General features: G+C 70.0%; 23 protein-coding genes. 14 read left to right on the forward strand and 9 right to left on the reverse strand.

All coding sequences use genetic code 11. The features are described from left to right. Window positions 1-40: 40 nt before the first annotated feature. From E5F05_RS19095 to E5F05_RS19105, 3 genes are all read right to left on the reverse strand, one after another. Window positions 41-1,642: a glycoside hydrolase family 10-like protein gene (locus tag E5F05_RS19095; RefSeq protein WP_129120223.1), complete on the reverse strand. Its 1,602-nt coding sequence runs from the start codon at window positions 1,640-1,642 to the stop codon at window positions 41-43. 96 nt (window positions 1,643-1,738) lie between these two features. Then, entirely contained in the window at window positions 1,739-3,976 is a 2,238-nt protein-coding gene (gene dnaX, locus E5F05_RS19100; protein WP_129120224.1) for a DNA polymerase III subunit gamma/tau, read from the reverse strand. Window positions 3,977-4,166: 190 nt separating this feature from the next. After that, on the reverse strand, window positions 4,167-4,364 hold the full coding sequence (locus E5F05_RS19105; RefSeq protein WP_129120225.1) for a hypothetical protein: 198 nt from the start codon (window positions 4,362-4,364) through the stop codon (window positions 4,167-4,169). 142 nt (window positions 4,365-4,506) lie between these two features. Here E5F05_RS19105 and E5F05_RS19110 point away from each other — a divergent pair, with 142 nt between their 5' ends. The 5 genes from E5F05_RS19110 (at window position 4,507) to E5F05_RS19130 (ending at window position 8,376) form a co-directional block, all read left to right on the forward strand. After that, complete coding sequence (locus tag E5F05_RS19110) at window positions 4,507-5,727, forward strand: CinA family nicotinamide mononucleotide deamidase-related protein (protein ID WP_129120226.1); 1,221 nt, start codon at window positions 4,507-4,509, stop codon at window positions 5,725-5,727. Between the two features lie 29 nt (window positions 5,728-5,756). After that, window positions 5,757-6,419 carry an RNA 2',3'-cyclic phosphodiesterase gene (gene thpR, locus E5F05_RS19115; RefSeq protein WP_241687239.1) on the forward strand — a complete coding sequence of 221 codons (663 nt, stop codon included), beginning with the start codon at window positions 5,757-5,759 and terminating at the stop codon, window positions 6,417-6,419. Further along, on the forward strand, window positions 6,416-7,492 hold the full coding sequence (gene recA / locus E5F05_RS19120; RefSeq protein WP_129120228.1) for a recombinase RecA: 1,077 nt from the start codon (window positions 6,416-6,418) through the stop codon (window positions 7,490-7,492). Before thpR ends, recA begins: the two co-directional genes overlap by 4 nt. Window positions 7,493-7,612: 120 nt before the next feature. After that, on the forward strand, window positions 7,613-7,963 hold the full coding sequence (gene mazE / locus E5F05_RS19125) for a type II toxin-antitoxin system MazE family antitoxin (RefSeq protein WP_129120229.1): 351 nt from the start codon (window positions 7,613-7,615) through the stop codon (window positions 7,961-7,963). Then, entirely contained in the window at window positions 7,960-8,376 is a 417-nt protein-coding gene (locus tag E5F05_RS19130; RefSeq protein ID WP_129120230.1) for a type II toxin-antitoxin system VapC family toxin, read from the forward strand. Before mazE ends, E5F05_RS19130 begins: the two co-directional genes overlap by 4 nt. A 174-nt stretch (window positions 8,377-8,550) precedes the next feature. On the opposite strand, the gene E5F05_RS19135 is transcribed toward E5F05_RS19130, so the two are convergent. Beyond that, entirely contained in the window at window positions 8,551-9,129 is a 579-nt protein-coding gene (locus E5F05_RS19135; protein ID WP_129120231.1) for a biotin transporter BioY, read from the reverse strand. Further along, window positions 9,126-10,100: a biotin--[acetyl-CoA-carboxylase] ligase gene (locus E5F05_RS19140; RefSeq protein ID WP_244944501.1), complete on the reverse strand. Its 975-nt coding sequence runs from the start codon at window positions 10,098-10,100 to the stop codon at window positions 9,126-9,128. Before E5F05_RS19140 ends, E5F05_RS19135 begins: the two co-directional genes overlap by 4 nt. Window positions 10,101-10,266: 166 nt before the next feature. Here E5F05_RS19140 and E5F05_RS19145 point away from each other — a divergent pair, with 166 nt between their 5' ends. From E5F05_RS19145 to E5F05_RS19165, 5 genes are all read left to right on the forward strand, one after another. Beyond that, the gene (locus tag E5F05_RS19145) at window positions 10,267-10,671 is read left to right on the forward strand and encodes a Fur family transcriptional regulator (RefSeq protein WP_129120233.1); all 405 of its coding nucleotides are present in this window, start codon (window positions 10,267-10,269) and stop codon (window positions 10,669-10,671) included. 200 nt (window positions 10,672-10,871) lie between these two features. Next, the gene (locus E5F05_RS19150) at window positions 10,872-11,525 is read left to right on the forward strand and encodes a hypothetical protein (protein ID WP_129120234.1); all 654 of its coding nucleotides are present in this window, start codon (window positions 10,872-10,874) and stop codon (window positions 11,523-11,525) included. A gap of 42 nt (window positions 11,526-11,567) precedes the next feature. Further along, window positions 11,568-12,215: a MarC family protein gene (locus E5F05_RS19155; protein ID WP_129120235.1), complete on the forward strand. Its 648-nt coding sequence runs from the start codon at window positions 11,568-11,570 to the stop codon at window positions 12,213-12,215. A gap of 214 nt (window positions 12,216-12,429) precedes the next feature. After that, complete coding sequence (locus E5F05_RS19160) at window positions 12,430-12,999, forward strand: HNH endonuclease (RefSeq protein ID WP_129120236.1); 570 nt, start codon at window positions 12,430-12,432, stop codon at window positions 12,997-12,999. A 33-nt stretch (window positions 13,000-13,032) separates the two neighbouring features. Then, window positions 13,033-13,892 (forward strand): IS5 family transposase gene (locus tag E5F05_RS19165; protein WP_146719922.1). Its coding sequence is split into 2 segments (ribosomal slippage): window positions 13,033-13,390 and window positions 13,390-13,892, totalling 861 coding nucleotides; the frame shifts between segments, so codons are not numbered across the junction. A gap of 23 nt (window positions 13,893-13,915) precedes the next feature. On the opposite strand, the gene E5F05_RS19170 is transcribed toward E5F05_RS19165, so the two are convergent. Then, entirely contained in the window at window positions 13,916-14,419 is a 504-nt protein-coding gene (locus E5F05_RS19170) for a DUF1453 domain-containing protein (protein WP_129120244.1), read from the reverse strand. Window positions 14,420-14,516: 97 nt separating this feature from the next. Between E5F05_RS19170 and E5F05_RS19175 the strand changes: the two genes are divergently transcribed. The 3 genes from E5F05_RS19175 (at window position 14,517) to E5F05_RS19185 (ending at window position 16,064) form a co-directional block, all read left to right on the forward strand. Further along, entirely contained in the window at window positions 14,517-14,954 is a 438-nt protein-coding gene (locus E5F05_RS19175) for a MarR family winged helix-turn-helix transcriptional regulator (RefSeq protein ID WP_129120245.1), read from the forward strand. A 20-nt stretch (window positions 14,955-14,974) separates the two neighbouring features. Then, window positions 14,975-15,538, forward strand: a complete 564-nt coding sequence (locus E5F05_RS19180; protein WP_129120246.1) for an HD domain-containing protein — start codon at window positions 14,975-14,977, stop codon at window positions 15,536-15,538. Window positions 15,539-15,650: 112 nt separating this feature from the next. After that, entirely contained in the window at window positions 15,651-16,064 is a 414-nt protein-coding gene (locus tag E5F05_RS19185) for a hypothetical protein (RefSeq protein WP_129120247.1), read from the forward strand. 79 nt (window positions 16,065-16,143) lie between these two features. Here the strand turns inward: E5F05_RS19185 and E5F05_RS19190 are convergent, their stop codons facing one another. From E5F05_RS19190 to E5F05_RS19200, 3 genes are read right to left on the reverse strand one after another with little or no spacing between them, the layout of a single operon-like run. Beyond that, window positions 16,144-16,605: a response regulator gene (locus E5F05_RS19190; RefSeq protein WP_129120248.1), complete on the reverse strand. Its 462-nt coding sequence runs from the start codon at window positions 16,603-16,605 to the stop codon at window positions 16,144-16,146. Window positions 16,606-16,610: 5 nt separating this feature from the next. Further along, window positions 16,611-18,911, reverse strand: a complete 2,301-nt coding sequence (locus E5F05_RS19195) for a PAS domain S-box protein (protein WP_129120249.1) — start codon at window positions 18,909-18,911, stop codon at window positions 16,611-16,613. Between the two features lie 28 nt (window positions 18,912-18,939). Further along, complete coding sequence (locus E5F05_RS19200; RefSeq protein ID WP_129120250.1) at window positions 18,940-19,605, reverse strand: response regulator transcription factor; 666 nt, start codon at window positions 19,603-19,605, stop codon at window positions 18,940-18,942. A gap of 253 nt (window positions 19,606-19,858) precedes the next feature. Between E5F05_RS19200 and E5F05_RS19205 the strand changes: the two genes are divergently transcribed. Then, complete coding sequence (locus E5F05_RS19205) at window positions 19,859-21,586, forward strand: ribonuclease J (RefSeq protein WP_129120251.1); 1,728 nt, start codon at window positions 19,859-19,861, stop codon at window positions 21,584-21,586. Window positions 21,587-21,704 lie beyond the last annotated feature (118 nt).

A 21,704-nucleotide genomic window follows, 5' to 3' on the forward strand; every position in this document is an offset into this window, starting at 1 on the left:
GCGAGTGGGAGGTTAGACCCTCCTCTTTCCCCCTGATGCCCTACGGCTTTCCGCTCGCCGCCGGTTGCACGTCGCGGACCAGCAGGTCGGGATAGCGGATCACGCCGGTCTGGGGGACAGGTTCAGCCCATCGCTGGCCGCTGACCCGCACCTCGACGGGACCGGGGGGGAGGGTCAGGAAGCCGTAGTGGCCGCTGCCGTCGGTGGTGGTGCGGGCCACGACCTGCCCGTCGCGCAGGGCCTCCACCAGGCGGCCCCCGGGCGTGGGCGTCCCGACGACGCGCCCGATCAGGCCGCGCAAGGTGCGGGGCTGGCTGGTCCAGGGAACGGGCGTGGCGAGGGCGCCGCCGGGGACGGTCAGCGCGGCGCGGATGGCGGTCAGGCCCTGCGGGGTGGTCTGGCGGGTGCCGTACACGTCCAGGGTGGGCGTGCGGTACGAGTACCCCACCCAGCCCAGGCCCGACTGCACCGTGCGGGTCGCCTGGGACGCGGTCACGGCGGGGGGATTGAGATACAGCGCGGTGCCGCCCGCGACCTCCGCCCCCGCGCGCACGCTGGCGGCAAAGGCGTTCCAGCCGTCCAGCCAGGCGCCCTGGTCGCCCACCGCGTCGCGCTTGTAGTTCATCAGGACATTCAAGTCCAGCAAGCCGTCCCGCATCCAGGTGGGCCAGTCTTGCAACACGTCGGCATAGGTGCGGGTCTTGTGAAAGGCGGCCAGGTCACCGGGCGCGGGCGGCGGGCCGTAGGTGATGGTCGCCGCGCTCATCCAGGCAGTGGGCCGCACGGCCTTGACCTCCAGGGCGATGCGGCGGACCAGGGCCGTGACCTGCTCGCGTTTCCAGTTCTGCCAGCGCACGTCGGTCGGGGCCGGGGTGCCGCGCGTGCCGGTTTCCGCGCGGTAGCGGGCCAGCGTCTTGGGATCGTACCCCCAGGCCCCGCCGTCCGGGTAACGGATGCGGTCGAGCTGGACCCCATCCACCGGGTAGTTCTGCACCAGGCTGACCACGCCCGCCACGATATAGTCCGCCGCTTCGGGAATCGCCGGGTCCAGCCAGCCGTCCGAGCCTTCCCGCCAGGAACCGTCCGGACGCCGCGCCAGCCACGACGCCGCCCCCGCGTCCGGCCCGTGTTGCCGGAACACGTGCGCGGGATTGCTGTTCGGCACCTGGCTGTTGGCCACGCCCGTCACGCTCGCCCAGGCGATCACGCGCATGCCCCGCGCGTGGGCCAGGCGGGTGATCTCGGCCAGCGGATCGAAGCCCTTTTCCAGATCGGCGTCGGTCACGACGGGCAGCGCAGAGCGGCGGCACAGGCAATCGGCGCGGCGGATCGCCTGCACGAACAGCGCGTTCACGCCCAGCCGGGCGGCATCCTCGACGGTCTGGCTCACCTGCGCCCGCGTCTTCAGGCCCGGCCCGAAGGCGTCCACCCACAACCCCCGCACGCTGCTGATCGGCGCGGGGGTGGGTGCCGGGGCCAGAACGGCCGGGGTCACCGGGGCCAGGGCGGCCGGGGTGGCTGGAACCGCCGGGGGGAGCGGCGAGGCATCCGGGACCGCCGGAGCGGCCACCGGGGCCTGCGCCGCCGCCAGAGGAGCGAGCGTCAGGACCAGCAGCGCGGCGAGGAAGGGAGAGGTCTTCACAGTGTGGGCGCAGGGTAGCGCAGGGGGTCGGGAGAAACGTGAAGGGACCGGCTTCATTCCCTGGGGGTGGGGCTGGGGGGCCGCCGGGTGGGCGCTCTACGCCCCTTCTTCCTCGCCCTCGTCGGCTCCGGTGGCGGCGGGCTGGGGATTGCGGTTCTTGCCGATCTCGCGCACGCGGCCGGAGAAGCGGCCCTTGATCTCCTCGTACATCGGGTGCGCGCGGATGTCGCCGGGGCGGGCGGGGGCGGCGGCCTGGGCGGTGGGGCGGGGTTCGGGCCGGGAGGCCGGGACCGGGCGGGCAGGCACCGCGCCTGCGAAGGGCGCGTCCTCCAGGCTGGGCGGCGGCCCCTCCACCGCGCCGCCGATGTCCCCCCAGTCGGGTTCCTCGGTGATCGCCTCCACGATGTACAGCTCGCGGGCCGTGCCGGGCGGAGGCACGCGGTCCCCGGCCTGCGCGTCGGCGGGGGCCGGGGGCGGATCGGCGGCGTGTTCTTCCTCCCAGGGGGCGGCTGCGGCGTCAGGCAGCGGCGCGGGGGCCACGTCGTCCGGGCTGGGGGGCGGCGCGGGGCGCAGGGGGGCGGGCGCGTCGAGGGTGGCGGTGGCCGCCCCAGCCGGGTTCCGCTGGGCCTGGGGAGCGGTCGGCCCTTGCAGGGGGGCAAACGCCGGGCCGCGTGAGGCGCGGGGCCGGGCAGCAGGCTGGGGGGCGGAACCCTCGGGGACGGTAGCTCCCGGTGGCTCATTGCGGGCCGGGGTGGGCGCGGGGCCGGACGGTGCGGAGGGCGCAGGAATCCCGCCTCCCCCACCGCCGTCGGGGCCGCGCCCTCCGAGATTCACCCGCCGGTTTCCCTCCGGCGCGATCAGCTCGAAGGTGACCGGGCCGAAGACCTTCAGGACCAGCGCGGCGACCTCGTCGAACTTTCCGGCGATCTGCTTGGCGTGAAAGCTGCTCTTCTCGTCGTAGGTGAGGCTGACGTAACCGGGTTCGGCGTGCATCCGGGCAGGCTTGAGGAAGGCGCGCAGTTGCATGCTGGCCTGCCGGGTCACGTCGGCCCAGTTGCCCTGCACCGGAGCGGGCGCGGCCGCAGGCGGCGGAGCGGACGCGGCGCGGGCCGGAGCCTCACTGACAGGAGCCGCCCGGCGTCCACCCGGCTCGAAGGCAGGCACCTCATTCGCCGGGGCCGCCGTCCCCCGCCCACTCGCGCGCAGACTCGCCAGTTCCTTTTCCAGCCGATTCAGGCGCTGCGTCACGTCGGTGGGGACGCTGGCGGGGGCCGCCACACTGACCGTTCCCCCTCCCCCACCCGCCTCGGCGGCCAGGAGCGCGTGCGTCAGCGCCAGTTCCAGACTGAGCTGGTCCGCCGAGCGGGCAAAGCGGGCCTCCTGCTCGTCCAGCGCGGCCTGGAGCTTCAGCAGGCGGGGCACGTCCGCGCCCTCCAGGGCCTCGCCCTCCAGGCCCAGTTCGGCGTGCAGGGCCGAGGCGAAGGCCGCCACCAGGCCCTCCACGACCGTGCGGGCCGCGAAGCCCTCGCGGTACAGCTCGGCGGCTCCGGTGATGGCCGCGCCCGCGTCCCCCAGCACCAGTGCCCCGGCAATCCCGCGCACGCGCTCCCCCGGTGGCAGGCCCAGCGCCTCCTCCACCCCGGCGCGCGTCACCGCCGTGCCCGCCGCCAGCATCCGCTCTAGCAGGCTCTCGCCGTCGCGCATCGCGCCGTCGGCCAGGCGCCCGATCAGGTGCAGGGCCTCCAGCTCGGCCATCACGCCCTCGCGCCGGGTCAGGCCCGCCAGTTTTCCGGCGATCTCCTCGGGCGTCAGGCGGCGGAAGCGGTAGTGCTGGCAACGGCTGAGGATCGTCGGGATGATCTTTTCCGGCTCGGTGGTCGCCAGGATAAAGATCACGTGGCCGGGCGGTTCCTCCAGCGTCTTGAGCAGCGCGTTGAAGGCCGCGCGGCTCATCATGTGCGCCTCGTCGAGAATGTAGATCTTCTTGCCGCCGCGCATCGCCGCGAGGCCGACTTTCTCGCGCAGGTCGCGCACGTCGTCCACCGAGTTGTTGCTGGCCGCGTCGATTTCCAGCACGTCGGGGTGCGACCCGGCCCGCACCGCGAGACAGCTCTCGCACTCGCCGCAGGGCTTCGGCAGCGGCCCGGTGCAGTTGGCCGTCATGGCAATCAGGCGGGCCGTGGTGGTCTTGCCCACGCCGCGCGGCCCACTGAAGAGGTAGGCGTGCCCCACCCGCCCCTGCTCCAGCGCCGCGCGCAGCACGTCCTTGACGTGTTCCTGGCCCACCACCTGATCCCAGTTGATCGGTCGGGCGCGTTGGTAGAGGGCGCTCATGGGCGCACCTTCGGTGCAGTGAGCGGTGAGTGGGAAGTGGGGAGTGGAGAAAGACAGACATCCAATCCACTGACCACGAACCACTGACCACTGACCATGAGCCCCTTCACCCGCTCAGTCTACCGGGGCCGCCTCGGGTGCGGGGTGAGACAGATCGGGTTCGGGGTATTTCGCCGTCAGAGAAGCGGGGTCAGCGGGAGCGATTCAGCCAGCGCCGCAAAATCCGCCATGCCAGCCGCTGCTCCAGCCGCCGCAACTCCGGCTCCGTGAGGGGTGCGGCCCGCGCCGCGCGCAGAACGGGCAGGAACTCCGGGGCCAGGCGGGCTGCGCGTTCCTCCAGCACAGAGAGCGCCGCGAGGCGGTCACCCCGGGGAAGCCAGGCGAACATGCTCTGAAGTACGGTGTGCCGTCCCCGGAGGTTCCCCTGAGCCTGAAAGTCTGCCCCCTCTCCCCCGCCACCACCCGTACACTTCAGGAATGTCGCCACTGGATTCCCGTTTCGTTATCTCCTATACTCAGGCGAGGTTGTTATGCTGCTAGCAGAAATTATCAGCGTGGGAACGGAGCTGCTGCTCGGCGAGATCGTCGACAGCAACGCGGCCTTTCTCGCGCGGGAGCTTGCGGCGCGCGGCGTCACGCTGCACCGCAAGGTCGTGCTGGGCGACAACCTGAACCGGGTGGCGGAGGGGATCGCGCAGGCCCTCGCCCGCGCCGACCTCGTGATCGTGGGCGGCGGCCTCGGCCCCACTGACGACGACCTCACGCGCGAGGCGATTGCGGCCGTGCTGAACGAGACGCCGGAAGAAGACCCGGAACTCCTCGCCTGGCTGGAAGGGTTGTACAGCGCGCGGGGCCGGACCATGCCACAGGTAAACCGCAAGCAGGCGTGGCGGATTCCCAGCGCCGAGGCCCTGCCCAATCCCGTCGGCACCGCGCCCGGCTGGTTCGTACAGACTGGCGGCAAATACATTGTCGCCCTCCCCGGCCCGCCGCGCGAGATGCAGAAGATGTGGCGCGAGCAGGTGCTTCCCCGCCTGCCGCTGCCCGACCAGGCCCTCTACGCCGTCACCATCCACACCCAGGGCATCGGGGAGAGCAACATCGCGGAACTGCTGGGCGACCTGACCAAGGGGGCCAATCCCAGCGTCGCGACCTACGCGCGGCGGACGGGGGTAGACGTGCGGGTGGCGGCCAGCGCCCCCACTGCCGGGGAAGCGCAAGTCCTCGCGGCGCCCGTGCTGGATACTGTCCGGAACAAACTGGGCCGCTGGACCTGGGGCGAGGACGAGGGCACGCTGGCAGGGGCCGTCACCCGTGAGCTGGACGGCCGCACCCTGGGCGTGATCGAGGCCGGGAGCGGCGGCGCGTTGTGCCTGCTGCTGGCCGACGAGCCGGGCTTTCTGGATGCCGCCGTGACGGTAGACCACGCGCGGCTGATCACGCTGGGTCTGACACCCGTCACGCTGGGCAGCGTCGGCGTGGTCAGCGAGGCAGCGGCGCGCGAACTCGCGGCGGGGGCACGTGAACACCTCGGCGCTGACGTGGGCCTCGCCGTCGTGACCACCACGGAAGGCGAGCAGGCCGGGCAGGCGTTCGTCGCCCTCAGTGCCGAGGACCTGGAGAACGTGGGGCACGTGAACTGGCCGGGCGACCCCGCGCAGGTCCGCGAGCGCGCAGCCGTGGCCGCCCTCGCCCTGGCCTACCGCACCCTGCGCCTCCCCCAGCCCGGTGAAGAAGCGGGTGGCGCATGACCAAGATCAGGAAAGCACCCCGGCCTCCCATGAAGCCTGTCCCCCGGGCCGAAGCGCCGGAAGCCCAGCCCTCCCCCACGGCCCAGGACCGGACCCTCCGCCTCTTCTACGCCCTCAAGGTGCCCGGTGACGCGGCCGCCCCTCTCGCGGAAGCGCAGCGGCAACTGCGCGGCAACTGGCGCCCCGTCCGCGCGGACCAGTTCCACATCACCCTCGCCTACCTGCCCGCCGTGCCGCCAGAGAAGGTGGACGACCTCAAGCGGCTGGGCGCCGCACTGACCAAAGACCTCCCGCCCATGCAAATCCAGTTGCGCGGTACCGGCTACTTCCCCAACGAGGGCAGCCCGCGCGTCTGGTTCGTGAAGGTGGAGGCGGAAGGACTGACCGACCTGGCAACCGGCCTGCGCGACGGCGTTCACGCCCTGGGCCTCAAGACCGACGACCTCCCCTTCAAGGCCCACGTCACCCTCGCGCGCAAAAAAGGCCCGGCTCCCCGTATCCCCCCCCTCACCTTCGACCTCGGCTGGCAGGCGGGCCACGCGGCCCTGATCCGCAGCATCCTCCGTAAGACCGGCCCGATCTACGACACCGTGAGCACCTTCCGCTTCAGGGGAGCGGCCAGCGGCCAGCTTCCAGCGACCAGCGAAAACACCCCTCCACTCACCATTCATCCCCCAGAGGAGACGCCATGAGCAAGGACAACCCCAAGGACTTCGGCACGCCCGGCGACAGCAAGGAACGCCTCAAGGCCATCGAGACGGCCATGACGCAGATCGAGAAGGCGTTCGGCAAAGGCTCGATCATGCGCCTGGGCGCCGAGAGCAAGCTCGACGTGCAAAGCGTCAGCACCGGCAGCCTCAGCCTCGACCTCGCGCTGGGCGTGGGCGGTATCCCGCGTGGGCGCGTCACGGAGATTTACGGCCCCGAGTCGGGCGGCAAGACCACGCTGGCGCTAAGCATCATCGCGCAGGCCCAGAAGGCGGGCGGCACCTGCGCCTTTATCGACGCCGAACACGCCCTCGACCCCGTGTACGCCCGCAGCCTCGGCGTCAACACCGACGAACTCCTCGTCTCCCAGCCAGACAACGGCGAGCAGGCGCTGGAGATCATGGAGCTGCTGGTGCGCTCCGGCGCGATTGACGTGGTCGTCGTGGACTCCGTCGCCGCCCTGACCCCCCGCGCCGAGATCGAGGGCGAGATGGGTGACAGCCTCCCCGGCCTGCAGGCCCGCCTGATGTCGCAGGCCCTGCGCAAGCTGACCGCCATCCTCTCCAAGACCGGCACCGCCGCCATCTTCATCAACCAGGTGCGCGAGAAGATCGGCGTGATGTACGGCAACCCGGAGACGACCACCGGGGGCCGCGCGCTGAAGTTCTACGCCTCGGTGCGCCTCGATGTCCGCAAGATTGGCCAGCCGGTCAAGCTGGGCAACGACGCGGTGGGCAATACCGTGAAGGTCAAGACCGTCAAGAACAAGGTCGCGCCGCCCTTCAAGGAAGTCGAACTGACGCTGATGTACGGCAAGGGCTTCGACCAGCTCAGCGATCTGGTGACGCTCGCCTCCGACATGGACATCATCAAGAAGGCCGGGAGCTTCTACTCCTACGGCGACGAGCGCATCGGCCAGGGCAAGGAAAAAGCCATCGCCTACATCGCCGAGCGCCCCGAGATGGAGCAGGAAATCCGCGACCGCGTGCTGGCGAGCATCAAGGAAGGCCGCGATCCCATCGCCGCTGCGCCCGAAACCCCCGCGCTGGCGGAGTGAGGGGTTAGGGATTAGGCGTTAGGAAAAGACAGTGCGCCCCTGCCTGGGTAGAGGTAGGGGCGGTTTTTGTTGCTTTATGTCTTACCTTTACTGCTAGAATGTAAGACGAAAGGGGAGAACATGCGGACTAAGGCGGCCACCATCAGCAGCAAGGGGCAGGTTGTTCTGCCGCGTGAGGTGCGGGAGCGGCTGGGCGTCGGACAGGGAGATGAGGTCGAATTCGTGATGGACGACCAGGGGGTTCACGTCCGCCCCAAAAGGGACGGGGACAATCCGTTCCTGGCCTGGGTAGGTGCGGCCCCACTCCCCGCTGGACAGACCACCGAGGACTTCATCCGTGAGACACGCCATGAGGGAATGAGCGACGAGGAACTCCGCATCCTGCGAAGTGGCCCCGGTGCGCGCGTTATTGCTCTGGAAGAGACACCGGACAAAGAGGCGGCGGGCGCTGAGATCGGGAGCGGTTCTTGAAGACCGCCCTGGACACCAACATCATCAGCGAACTGCTGGACGCCACACCCAAGGCTCAAGCTGTCGCCCGGCGCCTCGCCAGTCTTCACGCGCAAGGCCCGCTTGTGATCTGCGGTGTGGTCTACGCCGAACTCCACGCCCGGCCCAACACGCCCCGCACTCTCATCGACTCGTTTCTCCAGGCCACCGGCGTCACGCTCGACCCTGAGATGAATCCTGCCATCTGGGCTGAGGCGGGCCGGGCGAACGCTGACCACCATGCGCGCAAACGTGCAGGCGGCGAACGCGGCATCCGCCCCGTCCTGCCCGACTTTCTGATCGGTGCCCATGCCCTGCACCGGGCGGACCGCCTGTTCACCCTCAACCCCAACGACTTTGGCGACTTCCCCGCATTGACCGTTGTTACCCTCTGACCCTCGCCATTTCCCCTACCCCCTGCCTCCACCTTTCGGCGGATGCTCCCGCGCCTGCCAGAGGCGCACATTGGGCTTACGCTTCGGGTGGGGCCTCCGCACGGGACGCATCGACAACCCACCCGAAGAAGAAGCCCCCACCCGAGTGAAGGTGGGGGCGTTCCTTCTACTCCGTTAACGCCTCCGCGCCAACGCCCAGGCCCCCGGCAGCAGCAGCGCCGCCAGCCCGATCTTCAGGCTGTCCCCGGCCAGGAAGGGCGTCAGGCCCGCGTTCAGGAGCGCCTGCCCCTTCAGGCCGGTGACGGCGCTCAGCCAAGTGAGGCCGAAGGTGTAGATGACCACGCTGGCGACCAGCATGGCGAGGGCGGCGCCCAGGGGCCTCCGGTCCAGCGCATACCGCTGCACCAGCCAGCCGACGAGGGCGGCGGCGAAGACATAGCTGAGGAGGTAACCGCCCGTCGGCCCCGCGAACTTGACGAGGCCCGCGCTGCCGCCCGCGAAGACCGGGAGGCCCGCCGCGCCCGCGAGGAGGTAGGTGGTCAGGCTGGCCGCACCACGCTTCCAGCCCAGGGCCGCGCCGACCAGCAGCACGGCGAGCGTCTGGAGGGTGACGGGCACCGGCTTGAGCGGCAGTTCGACCTGCGCAACCAGGGCGACCAGGGCCGCGCCGCCGAGGATCAGCAGCAGGTCACGGGCGAGGCTGGGCGTGGGCGCGAGCGTGCGGGCGAGGGTGGGGTGGGTGGCTTGCGTCATGGGGTGTCCTCCTGTGGACGGGGTGAAGGGGCGAGGGTGCCGACGAGCTGAACGTCGCCCGCGTGGGCGGTGACGGTGGTGCCTCCGGGCGTGCGGATGAGGAGACTGCCCTGCGCGTCGAGGTCGAGGGCCGTTCCGGTCAGAATGCCGCGCGGGGTGACCACACGGACTTCGCGGCCCAGCGTGATGTTGGCGGCCCGCCATTCCTCCAGCACGGCTTCGGGCGGCGCGGCGAGCCAGCGTTCCAGTTCGGCCAGAATCTGGGCGAGGAGGCCCGCACGGGTGAGGCCGGGCCGGAATTCGGAGAGATGGGCGGCCCCCTCCGGCGCGGCGCTGACGTTCACACCGATGCCGAGGACCGCCCGCCGCGCCTCCTCGCCGCGCAGGTCCGCTTCGAGGAGGATGCCCGCGAGCTTGCGCCCGTCGGGGGCGAGCAGGTCGTTGGGCCATTTCAGCCCGCCGACCTCACAGGCGGCTTGCAGGGCCACTCCCGCCGCCAGCGGCATCCGCACGAGGTCGGGCAGGGCCAGGGGGCCAGCCAGCAGCACGCTGAAGACCAGGGTGCCGTGGGTGGTGTCCCAGGCTCGCCCACGCCGCCCACGCCCGGCGGTCTGCCGTTCCGCGACGACCACCGCGCCGTGCGGGGCAGGGTCGGTGGCGTCGTCGGCCCAGGCCCGCGCCTCGTCCTGGGTGCTGCCCACCGTGCCGGAATACCGCATGGCCTGCCCGAAGGTGCCCGCGACCGGCACGAGTTGCGGCGCGGGTGTGCCGGGCGCCAGCGCGTACCCGCCCCGCGTGACCACGACCGGCACACCGTCTTCCGCGAGGCGCCGCGCCCACGTGTTCACCGTCACGCGGCCCACGCCCAGGCGAGTGCCGAGCGCGTCCCCGGTCTGGGGCTGTTCGGTCAGCAGGGGCAGCAGGCGGGCGGGCACGTTCAGTGTTCTAATGGATTTGCTGAACGAAGGCAAGGAGGCACCGTGCGGCCATGAGCGGGAAGGGGTCAGGAGGAAGGAGGAAAAGTGCAGCAGAAGCATCCGCCCCAGGCCAAAACTCCCACTGAGCCCTTCCCATTTCCCAGCTCAACCGTGATCCCCGACCTCCGGCCCCCAGCCGCCCGTCTGCTATCCTCGCCCCATGACGATGGTGCGGCAAACCCGGCAAAGGCACGCCGTGATCGAGGTGTTGCGCGCGTCGCGGGAGCATCCGGACGCCGCGTGGATTCATGGCCAGGTGCGGGCGACCCTGCCCAACGTGAGCCTGGGGACGGTGTACCGGACGCTGGACGCCCTGGTGCGCGACGGCGTGGTGGTGACCATCGAGCGGGCCGGACAGGCCACCCGCTACGACTACAAGCGCGCGGGCGAGGACCATCACCACGCGGTCTGCCGGGGCTGCGGCGCGATTTTCGACGTGGACGCGGGCGCGGTGCCGACCGTTCCGGCAGCGGCCCTCCCGGCGGGGTTCCAGGTCACGGAGGTGCGCCTGGAATTCATGGGCCTCTGCCCGGACTGCGCGGCGCGGCCGGAACCGGTAAGCTGAACCGCGCACGCCTCATACGAACTTGAGGTGAGTCGAAGACGAACCCGAGCGAAGCGAGAAGAAGAAAATACCGGCTTGCAGCGATGGAAGAACATCCGGTGGTTTGCCCGGATGTTCTGGAATCAGAGCAAGTCGGTATCAGGTGGGCCGATTCTCCCGGCTCCCGGTTTGTCCTGTGGCCGCCGCGCTAGCCTGCACCCATGACCGTTCCCGCGCCCGCCGCTGCCCGTCCGTCCCTGCTGGTGCCCTTCCTGCTGGGGTGGGGGGCGGGGGCGCTGCTGTTTGTGCTGGTGCGGACGGCGGGGCTGGCCCTGCTGGGTGACCCGTGCCGGGGGCGGACGCTGCTGGCCCTGCTGGTGCCGCTGCTGCTGGGGCCGGGGGGGCTGGCCTTCACGGCGACGAACTGGGGCTACCCCCGGCGGGCGGCGCTGGGGCTGGGGCTGGTGGTGGCGTCCTTCCTTCCGGCGCTGGCGGTGGGGGTGCGGGACATCGGCGTGCTGCGGGCGACCGGATGCGCGGGGGGGTACGTGGTCATCGCCCCGGCGGGCGGCAACTCGGTCAACGAGGTGAGCGTGCGGGCGGGCGAGGGGCTCGACCTCACGGTGCGGGTGGGCGGGTACACGCCGCAGTCGCACCCCGGGACCTTCGTGCTGAGCACCGCGAGCAGTACGCCCGGCATCACCCTGACCCTGCCGCGCCGCCAGGCTCCGGCGGGTGAGACGGTGCCGCTCCACGTGGCGGTGGCCCCCGGCACCCCCCCGAACACCTACACGGTGGGCGTGCGGGGCGTGCTGCGCCGGGGCGACCGGACCTTCGAGGCGGACGGGACCCTGGACGTGAATGTCCGTCCCTGACCCTGCCGGAATCCCGCTGGCCGGAGCGGGTAGGCTGGACGGGTGAACGCGGCGGAACTGTCCAGCATCAGCCTTCAGACCTTTTTGACCATGCTGGTGGTGATGGACCCGATTGGGCTGGCGCCGATCTTTATCGGCCTGGCGGGCAACCGGCCCAGTTTCGAGCGGCGGCGCATGGCGCTGCGGGCGTCGCTGGTGGCGGGCGTGATCATCCTCTGCTTCGGGCTGTTCGGGCGGGCACTGCTGGATCACCTGGGTATCAGCCTGAGCGCGTTCCGGGTGGCGGGCGGCATCCTGCTCTTTCTGATCGCGCTGGACATGGTCTTCGCCCGCCCCAGCGGCAGCAAGGAAACGCCGGAGGAGGAGCAGGAGGCCCAGGAACGCCAGGACATCAGCGTCTTTCCGCTGGCGATTCCGCTGATCGCCGGACCCGGCACGCTGGCGAGCATCATGATTCTGGCGGGGGACGCCCACGGCAGCCCGGCCCTGCTGGCGGCGGTCTTCGTGGTGACCTTCTTCGTCCTGCTGCTGTGTTACTTCGCCCTGCGCCTCAGCGGGCAGATCGCGCGCGTCATCGGCGTGACCGGCGTGCACGTGGTCACGCGCGTGCTGGGCGTGCTGCTGGGTGCGCTCGCCGTGCAGTACGTCGCGGACGGCGTGCTGGAATTCCTGCGGGGAACGGCGGCCTGATTCCGGCCCGGAGCCGACCGCCGAACGCGCCCGCTCATACGGACTCCGATGGAAAGGTTTACACGTAAACCTGAAGTCCGAGCAGAGCGAGAAGGAGAAAAACGGGTCCCGGGCGCGGAGTGAACAAACCGGCGCTCTCCCGGTTTGTTCACGAAGCAGACGGAATCCGTATAAGCCACCTGACGCAACATTCGCCTCACCGTCAAGCCCTAGAATGCACCTTGTGAATCCCCTGGCGAGCGTGACGAGAGAGGAGGCGCGCGGCCTGCGCGTGGTGCCGGACCTGAATGCGCCGCGTGTGCTGGTCCTGAATGCGTCGTACGAACCCTTGCACGTGACCAGCGCCAAGCGCGCCATCACGCTCCTCCAGTACGGCGTGGCCGAGGTGCTGGAAGTCAGTGGTGACATGGTCCGCTCCCCCAGCACCATCCTGCGGGTGCCCAGCGTCATCCGCCTGAAGCGGTATGTCCGGCGCCCGCGCGTCCACCCGGTCCCCTTCAACCGCCGCAACGTGCTGCGGCGCGACACCTTCGCCTGCCAGTATTGCGGCTCGGAGGCCGACCTCACCCTCGACCACGTGATGCCGCGCTCGCGGGGAGGGCGGCACAACTGGGAAAATGTGGTGACTGCCTGTCGGGCGTGCAACCAGCGCAAGGGGAACCGCACCCCCGACGAGGCCGGGATGCCACTGCGCTCCCGGCCTCGCGCGCCGACGTTCGGCGTCTACGCCCACGGGCAGTTCGCCCACTGGCAGCCGGAGTGGGCGCGGTACATCGGGGGCTAGGGTCTGTCTGGCTGAATTTGGCAGGATAGGGGGATGGGACGGACGGATTTGACGGAGCAGCAGTGGGCCATTCTGGCCCCACTGCTCCCCAAAAACCCCAAGAAGGGACACGCCTACAAGGACCATAAGCCGGTGCTGAACGGCATTATCTGGCGTCAGAAGACCGGGGCAACGTGGCGAGACATTCCCGAGCGGTATGGGTCGTGGAAGACGTGTCATGACCGCTTCACCCGCTGGTCGCGCAGCGGGGTCTGGGCCGAGATTCTGGCCGCCCTGCACCTGAAAGCGGATGCTGAGGGAAAGATTGATTGGGAAGGCGCGGCGGCGGACAGCACGCACGTCAAAGCCCACCGCGCTGCGGTGGGCGCACGAAAAGAGCCAGCCAAGCTGGAAAAAAGGGGGCGCTCGAAGACGAGTGGCTCGGGATCAGTCGTGGGGGACGCACCACCAAAATCCACGTCCTGATGGATGGGAAGTGTCGGCCCCTCAGTGTGCTGATCTCTGCTGGGCAGGCGAGCGACCCGACCTACCTCGTGCCGCTTCTGGAGGCCGTGCGGGTGGGGCGTCCCGGACCGGGACGCCCGCGCAAGCGTCCCCCGACCCTTCGGATGGATCGGGCGTATGGGGCGAGGAAATACCGGCGTGCTTTGCGGGCACGCAAGATCAGGTGTGTCTGTCCCGAGCGCCAGGATGCGCGCAAGGCCCGGCTGCGGAAGGGCAAGCGGGGGGGACGCCCCCCAAAATTTGACGCAGAAGCCTACAAAGGCCGCCAGGTCGTCGAACGGGGGATCAATCGCCTCAAGGATTTTCGGGCGATTGCCACCCGGTACGAGAAGCGTGGACACCAGTTTTTAGCCGGTGTCCACCTCGCTTGCATCCTTCTTTGGCTTTGATTCTTCAGCCAGACAGACCCTAGTCAGGCGGGCAGCGGTGAGGCAGAGGGATGCCTGCTGCGCCAGAGCAGGGCGGCGGTGCGGCCCAGCACCTCGGCCAGGGCCATCAGCAGCAGGCCACCCGTCCAGGCGGCTTCGGTCAGGTGATAAGCGGCACTGAGGTGGGCGATGGCCGGGCCGCCGCCGTTCTGGGCATACAGCGCGAAGCCCAGGCGGGCGCCGACACCCAGGACCCACAGCAGGGCGGCAGGTCCGGTGGCCCGCGCGATGAGCGTTCCGTCCCGGCGGCGGGAGACGTGGGTGAGGCCGCCGGAGAGAACCCCCAGGACCGCGCCGATCCCCCCACACCCCAGGACGAAGCCGAGGCCGTGTCCGGCATCCGGCAGGGAATGAACATATTCCGCGCCTGCGATCAGCACCAGCGCGACCGGCCACAGCAGACCCAGCACCGTCAGAGGTCGGCCGCGCAGTTGCCGCACGACCAGACCGATCAGGGCCAGGCTGACCAGGAGTTCGGTGAGGCTCATCGGGCCTCCTTTCGCCCCTGGCGGCGGAACGGTCATCGCCAGTTGCATCACCACATATACATCACTACAGATGTATATGGTGAGATAGACTTGGAGGATGGATGCCGGTCAACTTCACCGCCTGGCCCGCCATCTGCGCGAACTGGCCGTCCAGGCCACGTCGGCTTCTGGCGAAGGTCTGCCCTCGCTGAGCGAACTGGCCGTCGTGGAAGACGTGGCCCACCATCCGCACACGTCCATCAGCGAGATCGCCAGGCGGGTGAAGCTGGCGCAGAGCCTCGTTTCCAAGACGGTGGCGCACCTGCGCGACGAGGGCATCTTCATCACCACCCCCGACCCCAGCGACGGACGCCGCGTGCAGGTGAGCCTCGCCCCGGAGGTCCGCCGTGACCTCCAGACGCGCGGCGCTGTCCCCCTGGAGGCCACGCTGAAGCGCACCCATCCCGAGCTGAGCGCGGCGCAGGTCGGCCGCGTCACCGACCTGCTGGAGGAAATCGCCCGGCTCCTGCTGCCTTCACGGAAAGAAGGCGGCTGAAGGAAGCTCTACACTCGGGCATGAACCGTGCCCAGGCCCACGCCCTGATGACCGAACACACCCCCTCCGAGTCGCTGCGGCGGCACATGCTGAACGTGGAGGCCGCCATGCGCTGGTATGCCCGCCACTGGGGGGAAGACGAGGAGCTCTACGCCGTCACCGGTCTGCTGCACGACTTCGACTACGAACAGCACCCGGAGCAGCATCCGACCTGGGGGGTGGGCTACCTGCGCGAACACACGGACACGCCGCCGGAGGTGCTGGACGCGATCCTGGGACACGCGACGTACACCGGAACACCCCGTGAGACGCGGCTGGCCCGGACGCTCTTCGCGGTGGACGAACTCACCGGGCTGGTGCAGGCCGCCGCGCTGATCCGCCCCGACCGCGACGTGCGCGGCCTCGAACTCTCCAGCCTCAAGAAGCGGTTCAGGAACCGGGCCTTCGCGGCGGGCGTGAACCGTGAGGAGGTGGCCCAGGGCGCGGCCGAACTCGGCGTGGACCTGGACACGCATCTGGGCAATGTGCTGACGGCGATGCAGGCGGCCGCCGGGGAGGGGACCGGGGCAGCGGCCGAGCCCTGAACACGGCCAGCACATGAAGGACTCATAGGGGCGCGGCTCAGCGGGAGGTCATGTGCGCCGGGCAGACTGTGACCCATTCACCTGTTGCTCTCGGGCGACCCAAGGAGTTCCCATGAACAAGACGCTGCTCACCCTGACGCTGATCCTCGCCGCCCCCGCCGCGCTCGCCACCGCGCCCAGCGCCGCTTACGTGCAGGTGCAGGACACCAGCACCAACACTCCGGCCACCGATACGGCGGCCCCCGCTGGAACCGACGCGAACGACGGCGCGGCCGAACAGGCAGGGGCGGCCGTGGACCAGGCCGCCCAGAACACCACCGACGCCGTCAACAACACCGTTGACCCCAACCACGACGGCGTGGTGGACAGCAACAACGACGGCGTGGCCGATACCCGCCAGTTCCCCTGGGGTCTGCTCGGTCTGCTGGGCCTGTTCGGCCTGATGGGCCGCAACCGCCCGGCGACCACGGTGCAGACCACGACCGGCACCGGCACGACCTACACGACCACGACCGACCGCCGCTAAAGCTCCCGGCCCATCAGGGCGAAGGCGTCCCCGACCACCCGGCCGGGGACGCCTCCTTGTGCCGCCCGCGCCGGTCCCGCTACACCCGCGGCGGGAAGCGCACGAAGGTCATCCAGAAGTCCTCGAAGGCGCGGATGGCGCTGAGGAAGTTCTCGAAGCCCACCGGCTTCACCACGTAGCCGCTGGCGTGGCGGGCATAGGAGCCGCGCACGTCCTCGTCGGACTGGCTGGTGGTGAGCATCACGACCGGGATGGTGGCGAGGTCGGGATCGGCCTTGATCTCGGCCAGCACCTCCAGGCCGTTCTTGCGCGGCATGTTGATGTCGAGCAGGATCACGTCTGGACGGGAGGCCCCGGCGTGTTCGCCCTCGCGGCGCAGAAAGCGCAGGGCCTCCACGCCGTCGCGGGCCACGTGGACGCGGTTGGGCACGCGGGCGCCCTCAAAGGCTTCCTGGGTCAGCAGCACGTCGGGTTCGCTGTCCTCGACCAGCAGGATTTCGATCAGGGGCTGGGGGGAGGGCTGGAATTCGGGGGGCGACATCGGGTTCACGGGGTGGACCGTCCGGGGGGCAGAAGGGGAAGCGTCAGGTGAAAGGTGGTGCCCTCCCCCGGCGTGGAGGTGAGGGAGAGGGTCCCGCCGTGCTGCTCGACGATCTTGCGGCAGATCGCCAGCCCCATGCCGTTGCCGGGGTAGGCCTCACGGCGGTTGAGGCGCTGGAAGATCGCAAACACCCGCTCATGGTACTCGGCGGCGATGCCGATGCCGTTGTCCCGCACCCCCAGGTGAACCTGCTGGCCCTCCACGCACGCCGTCACGGCCACCCGGGGAGGGACGCCCTCGCGGCAGAACTTCAGGCCATTGCCGATCAGGTTCGTGAACACTTGCACCAGGAGGCCCGGATGGCCCCAGACGGTCTGGGGCGTGTCCCAGGTCAGGGTGCCGCCGCTGGCCTGGAGGGCGCCCTGCACGTTCTGCGCGGCCTGCCGCAACACGCCCTCCAGGGGCACCGGCTGCGGCTCACCGAAGCGGCCCACCCGCGCAAATCCCAGCAGGTCCTGAATCAGGCCGCGCATCCGTTCCACCGCGTCCTGCATGAAGTCCAGGTACTGGTCGGCGCGCGGGTCGAGCTGGCCCCGGTAGCGCCTGGCCAGCAGCTCGGCGTAGCTGCCGACCGTCCGCAGGGGTTCCTGAAGGTCGTGGCTGGCGACGTAGGCGAACTGTTCGAGTTCGCGGTTGCTGCGCTCCAGGTTCGCCATCGCCTGTTCCAGGGCCGTCTGGGCACGTACCCGCTCCGTCACGTCCTGGAACATCACGACCGCGCCGGTCACCCGACCATCCGGGCCGTGGGTGGGCGAAACCACGTAGGCCACCGGGACCGGGTGCCCCTGCGCGTGCCAGAACACGTCTGCCTCACAGCGGCGGGGCTGGCCGTCTTGCAACGTCTGATGCACCGGGCAGTCGGCCAGCGCGTACTCGCGGCCGTCGGCGTGGTGGTGGTGGATCAGCGCGTGCTGCACCGAGCCGATCAGGCGCTCGACGCTGTGCCCCAGGAGACGCGCGGCGGCCGGGTTGGCAAAGGTCGTGCGGCCCGAGGCGTCCAGCCCGAAGATGCCCTCCCCGGCGGCCGTCAGCAGCAGGGTCGAAAAGCGGGTGAGGTCGGCCAGTTCGCGGGTGCGGTCCGCCACCCGCTCTTCCAGCGTGGCGTTCAGCGCGCGCAGGTGATCCTCGGCGGCCTTGACGGCGCTGAGGTCCTCGTTCACCCCGACCCACTCGCGGACGCTGCCGTCAGCATTGACCACCGCCACGCCCCGCGCCTGCATCGGCACGTACACGCCGTCGGCGCGGCGCAGGCGGTACTCGGTCTGGTAGGGAATCCTGGACTGGACGGCCTGCTGCCACGCCGCCAGCGCCCCGGCCCGGTCGTCTGGATGAACGGCCTCGACCCAGCCCGACCCGCGGTACTCCGCCTCGGTCTGCCCGGTAAAGGCCGCCCAGGTGGGCTGCTCCCCCAGCAGCTCGCCCCCGGCGCTGGTCACCCACACGATCTGCGAGGTCGCCTCCACCAGCGAGCGGTAACGCTCCTCGCTGGCCTGCATCTGCTGGCGCAGCCGCCGCTCCCCGGTCACGTCGGCAAAAACGGTGGTGACCTGCTTGGGCCGGGTGGTGCCGGGCGCGCGGCGGGGCAGGGCGGTCACCTTCAGCCAGCGCGTTTCGTCCGCCTCCCCTGCTCCAGGCACCACCACGCCCAGCAACACGTCCCGCACGGCCTCGCCGGTCTGGAGGGCCAAGGCGGTCGGCAGCGTCTCCTGGGGGAAGGGCTGCCCGTCGGGGTGGATCAGGTGCCAGCGCGTGTCCGCCGGAGCCTGCCCGGTCATCTGTGCCAGGCTGAGGCCCAGCAGGTCCTGCCCGGCGGCGTTGGCGGCCAGCACCCCGCCACCTTTGGCCTGCACCAGCATCCCCAGCCCCAGGCCGTCCATCAGTTCCTCGGCCACCTCCAGCGGGTGGCGGGTGTCGCGCAGGTGCAGCAGCACCCGGCCCGGCCCGGCGGGCGTGAGGGTGGCGAGGGTCGGCGCCTGGCTGCCGGGCAGGAGCACGCTCTCGCGGACCGTCTCCCCCGCCGCCGCCCGCTGGACGGCCCGCGCGAGCAGCGGGGCCGTGTCGGGCGGGAACAGGGCCTGCCAGGCTCCCGGCGCGGGCAGCTCGCCCAGGCGCTCAAGGGCGGCCGCATTCAGCCAGGCGGCCTCCCCCCCCAGCAGCAGCACCGGGTCGGGCAGCGCCGCGAGGAGCGGCACGAGGTCCACCTGCGCGAGGGCGTCCGGCAGGGGCGGGGGGGCCTGTTCGGGCATCAGCAGGTCGTCCTCCACCGCCCCGGCCTCAGCCGCGCAGCGCGTACCCAACGCCGCGCACCGTCCGCAGCAGGCCGTAGCCGTCGAGGTCGCGCAGCTTGGCGCGCAGGTTCGCCATATGCACGTCCACCACGTTGCTGCCCTCGGGCAGGCGGCCCTGCCAGATTTCCTGGCCGATCTCCTGGCGCGAGTACACCCGGCCCGGCTGGCGGATCAGCAGCGCCAGGATGTCGAACTCCTTGGGCGAGAGGCGCAGTTCCTCGGCCTTGTAGGTCACCAGCCGCTTCTGGGGATCGAGGGTCAGGTCGCCCATGCTGAGGCTCTCGCTGACGCGCTGGCGCAGCTGCACCTTGACGCGGGCGACCAGTTCGTCCGGGTGAAAGGGCTTGATCAGGTAGTCGTCCGCGCCCAGCCCCAGCAGCCGGACCTTCTCGTCGATGGTGTCGCGGGCGGTCAGCACGATGATCGGCACGGCGCTGTTCTTGCGCAGCCGCTGCACCACGTCGCCCCCGTCGAAGTCGGGCAGGCCGAGGTCGAGCAGGATCAGGTCGGGGTGGTCTTCACGCGCCCGGATCAGGCCGTTCATGGCAGAGTCGGCATGTTCGACCGTATACCCCGCGTCCGTCAGGTCCAGCCTCAGCACGTTGGCGATGTCGAGGTCGTCCTCGATCACGAGAATCCGTTGGGCACTCACGCCTTCATGATACCTGCCTTCACAGCGGCTTCATACGGCAAAAGTGGAAGGGGCGGGGGGAACGGGGGGGGCGAGAGGGCCTGTGCTACCCTGGGAACACTGCGCCCCGGCCTTTCCCGGCTGGGCGACACAATCCGTCTTCACTGGGCCGCGCCCCACAGCGCAGCCGCATCCCACTTCAGAACGCACCGCTATTGACCACCGGATTAACCCACATCAGGGCAGGACAAAGCACCGTGCAACCGGAGAACACATGACCAACCCAGGCAAGGACGCGCAGGCCGGAAAGGCCGCCGTGCCCGCACAGCAGGAACAGGAAACCAAGTTCCAGGAAACCAAATCCCAGGAAAACTTTCTCGAAGTCATTCCGCTCGGCGGGATGGGCGAGATCGGCAAGAACATCACCGCCTACCGCTACGGCGACGAGATCATGGTCGTGGACGGCGGCCTGGCCTTTCCCGACCCGCACCAGATGGGCGTGGACCTGATCATCCCGCGCATCGACTACCTCCAGCAGAACGCCGGGTTGATCAAGGGCTGGATTCTGACGCACGGCCATGAGGACCACATCGGCGGCCTGCCCTACATCCTGCCCCGGCTGCCGCGCGTGCCGGTCTACGGCGCGCCCCTCACCCTGGGGCTGGTGCGCGAGAAGCTCTCGGAGTTCGGCGTCAAGGACAGCGACACGGACCTGCGCGAGGTGGACCTCAACGCCAAGGTCCGCATCGGCAAGCACTTCCAGGTCGAGTTCATCCGCATGACCCACTCGATTCCCGACAACGCCGGGTACATCCTGACCACGCCGGTCGGGCGGGTGGTGCACACCGGCGACTTCAAGCTGGACGAGCATCCCAGTGACGGCAAGCTCTCCGACCTGGGCCGCATCGAACAGGCCGGGAAGGACGGCGTGCTGCTCCTGATCAGCGACTCCACCAACGCCGAGCGTCCGGGCCGCACCATGAGCGAGGCCGAGGTGGCGAAGAATCTGGAGGACGTGATCTCGAAGTGCCGGGGGCGCGTCTTCATGACCACCTTCGCGTCAAACGTCCACCGCATCGGGAACGTGATCCAGATCGCGCACCGCCAGGGCCGCCGGGTGGTGATGGAAGGCCGCTCCATGCTGAAGTACGCCCAGGTGGCGCAGAGCCTCGGCTACATGGACCTGCCCGAACCGCTGCTGACCAACGAGGAGGTCGGCGACCTGCAAGACCAGCAGGTGCTGTACGTCTGCACCGGCTCGCAGGGCCAGCCCATGAGCGTGCTCAGTCGATTGGCCTTCGGCAACCACGCCAAGATCGCTCTGCGCCGCGGCGACTCCGTCATCCTCTCCAGCAACCCGATTCCCGGCAACGAGGACGCCGTGAACCTCGTCATCAACCGCCTGTACGAGATCGGCGTGGACGTGTACTACCCGCCTACCTACCGGGTCCACGCCTCCGGGCACGGCTCGCAGGAGGAACTCGCCACCGTGCTGAACCTGGCGCGGCCCAAGTACTTCCTGCCCTGGCACGGCGAACCCCGCCACCAGATCAACCACGCCCGCCTGGCCCAGACCCTCCCCCGCCCGCCCCGCCGCACCCTGATCGCCCGCAACGGCGACGTGATCCGCCTCGGCGCCGACGAGTTCAAGGTGACCGGCACCGTGCCCGCCGGGGGCGTCTACGTGGACGGCCTGGGCGTGGGCGACATCGGGGACGACGTGCTGCTCGACCGCGCCAACATGAGCCAGGAGGGCATCCTGATCATGACGGCGGTCCTCCATCCCACGCCGCATGTCGAGATCGTCTCGCGCGGCTTCGTCCGCCCCAACCGCGACCTCGACGGGCAGATTCGCAAGGTCGCCCTCGACGCCGTCGAAACCGGCATGCGTGAGAAGAAGCGCCTGGAAGACGTGCGCGACGACATGTACGGGGCGGTCCGCCGCTTTGTCCGCAAGGTGACGGGCCGGAACCCGGTGCTGATTCCGCTGATCGTGGACTGAAGACCCCTCACCCAACCCCAACCCTCTCCCCAGGGGAGAGGGCTTTTTTTGACCCCTCTACCTCTGGGAGACTCGTAGAGCTGCTTGCAGAGGGGCCTCGCGCAGCGAGGGGGTGAGG

The sequence above is a fragment of the Deinococcus metallilatus genome (assembly GCF_004758605.1).
Taxonomy (GTDB): Bacteria; Deinococcota; Deinococci; order Deinococcales; family Deinococcaceae; genus Deinococcus; species Deinococcus metallilatus.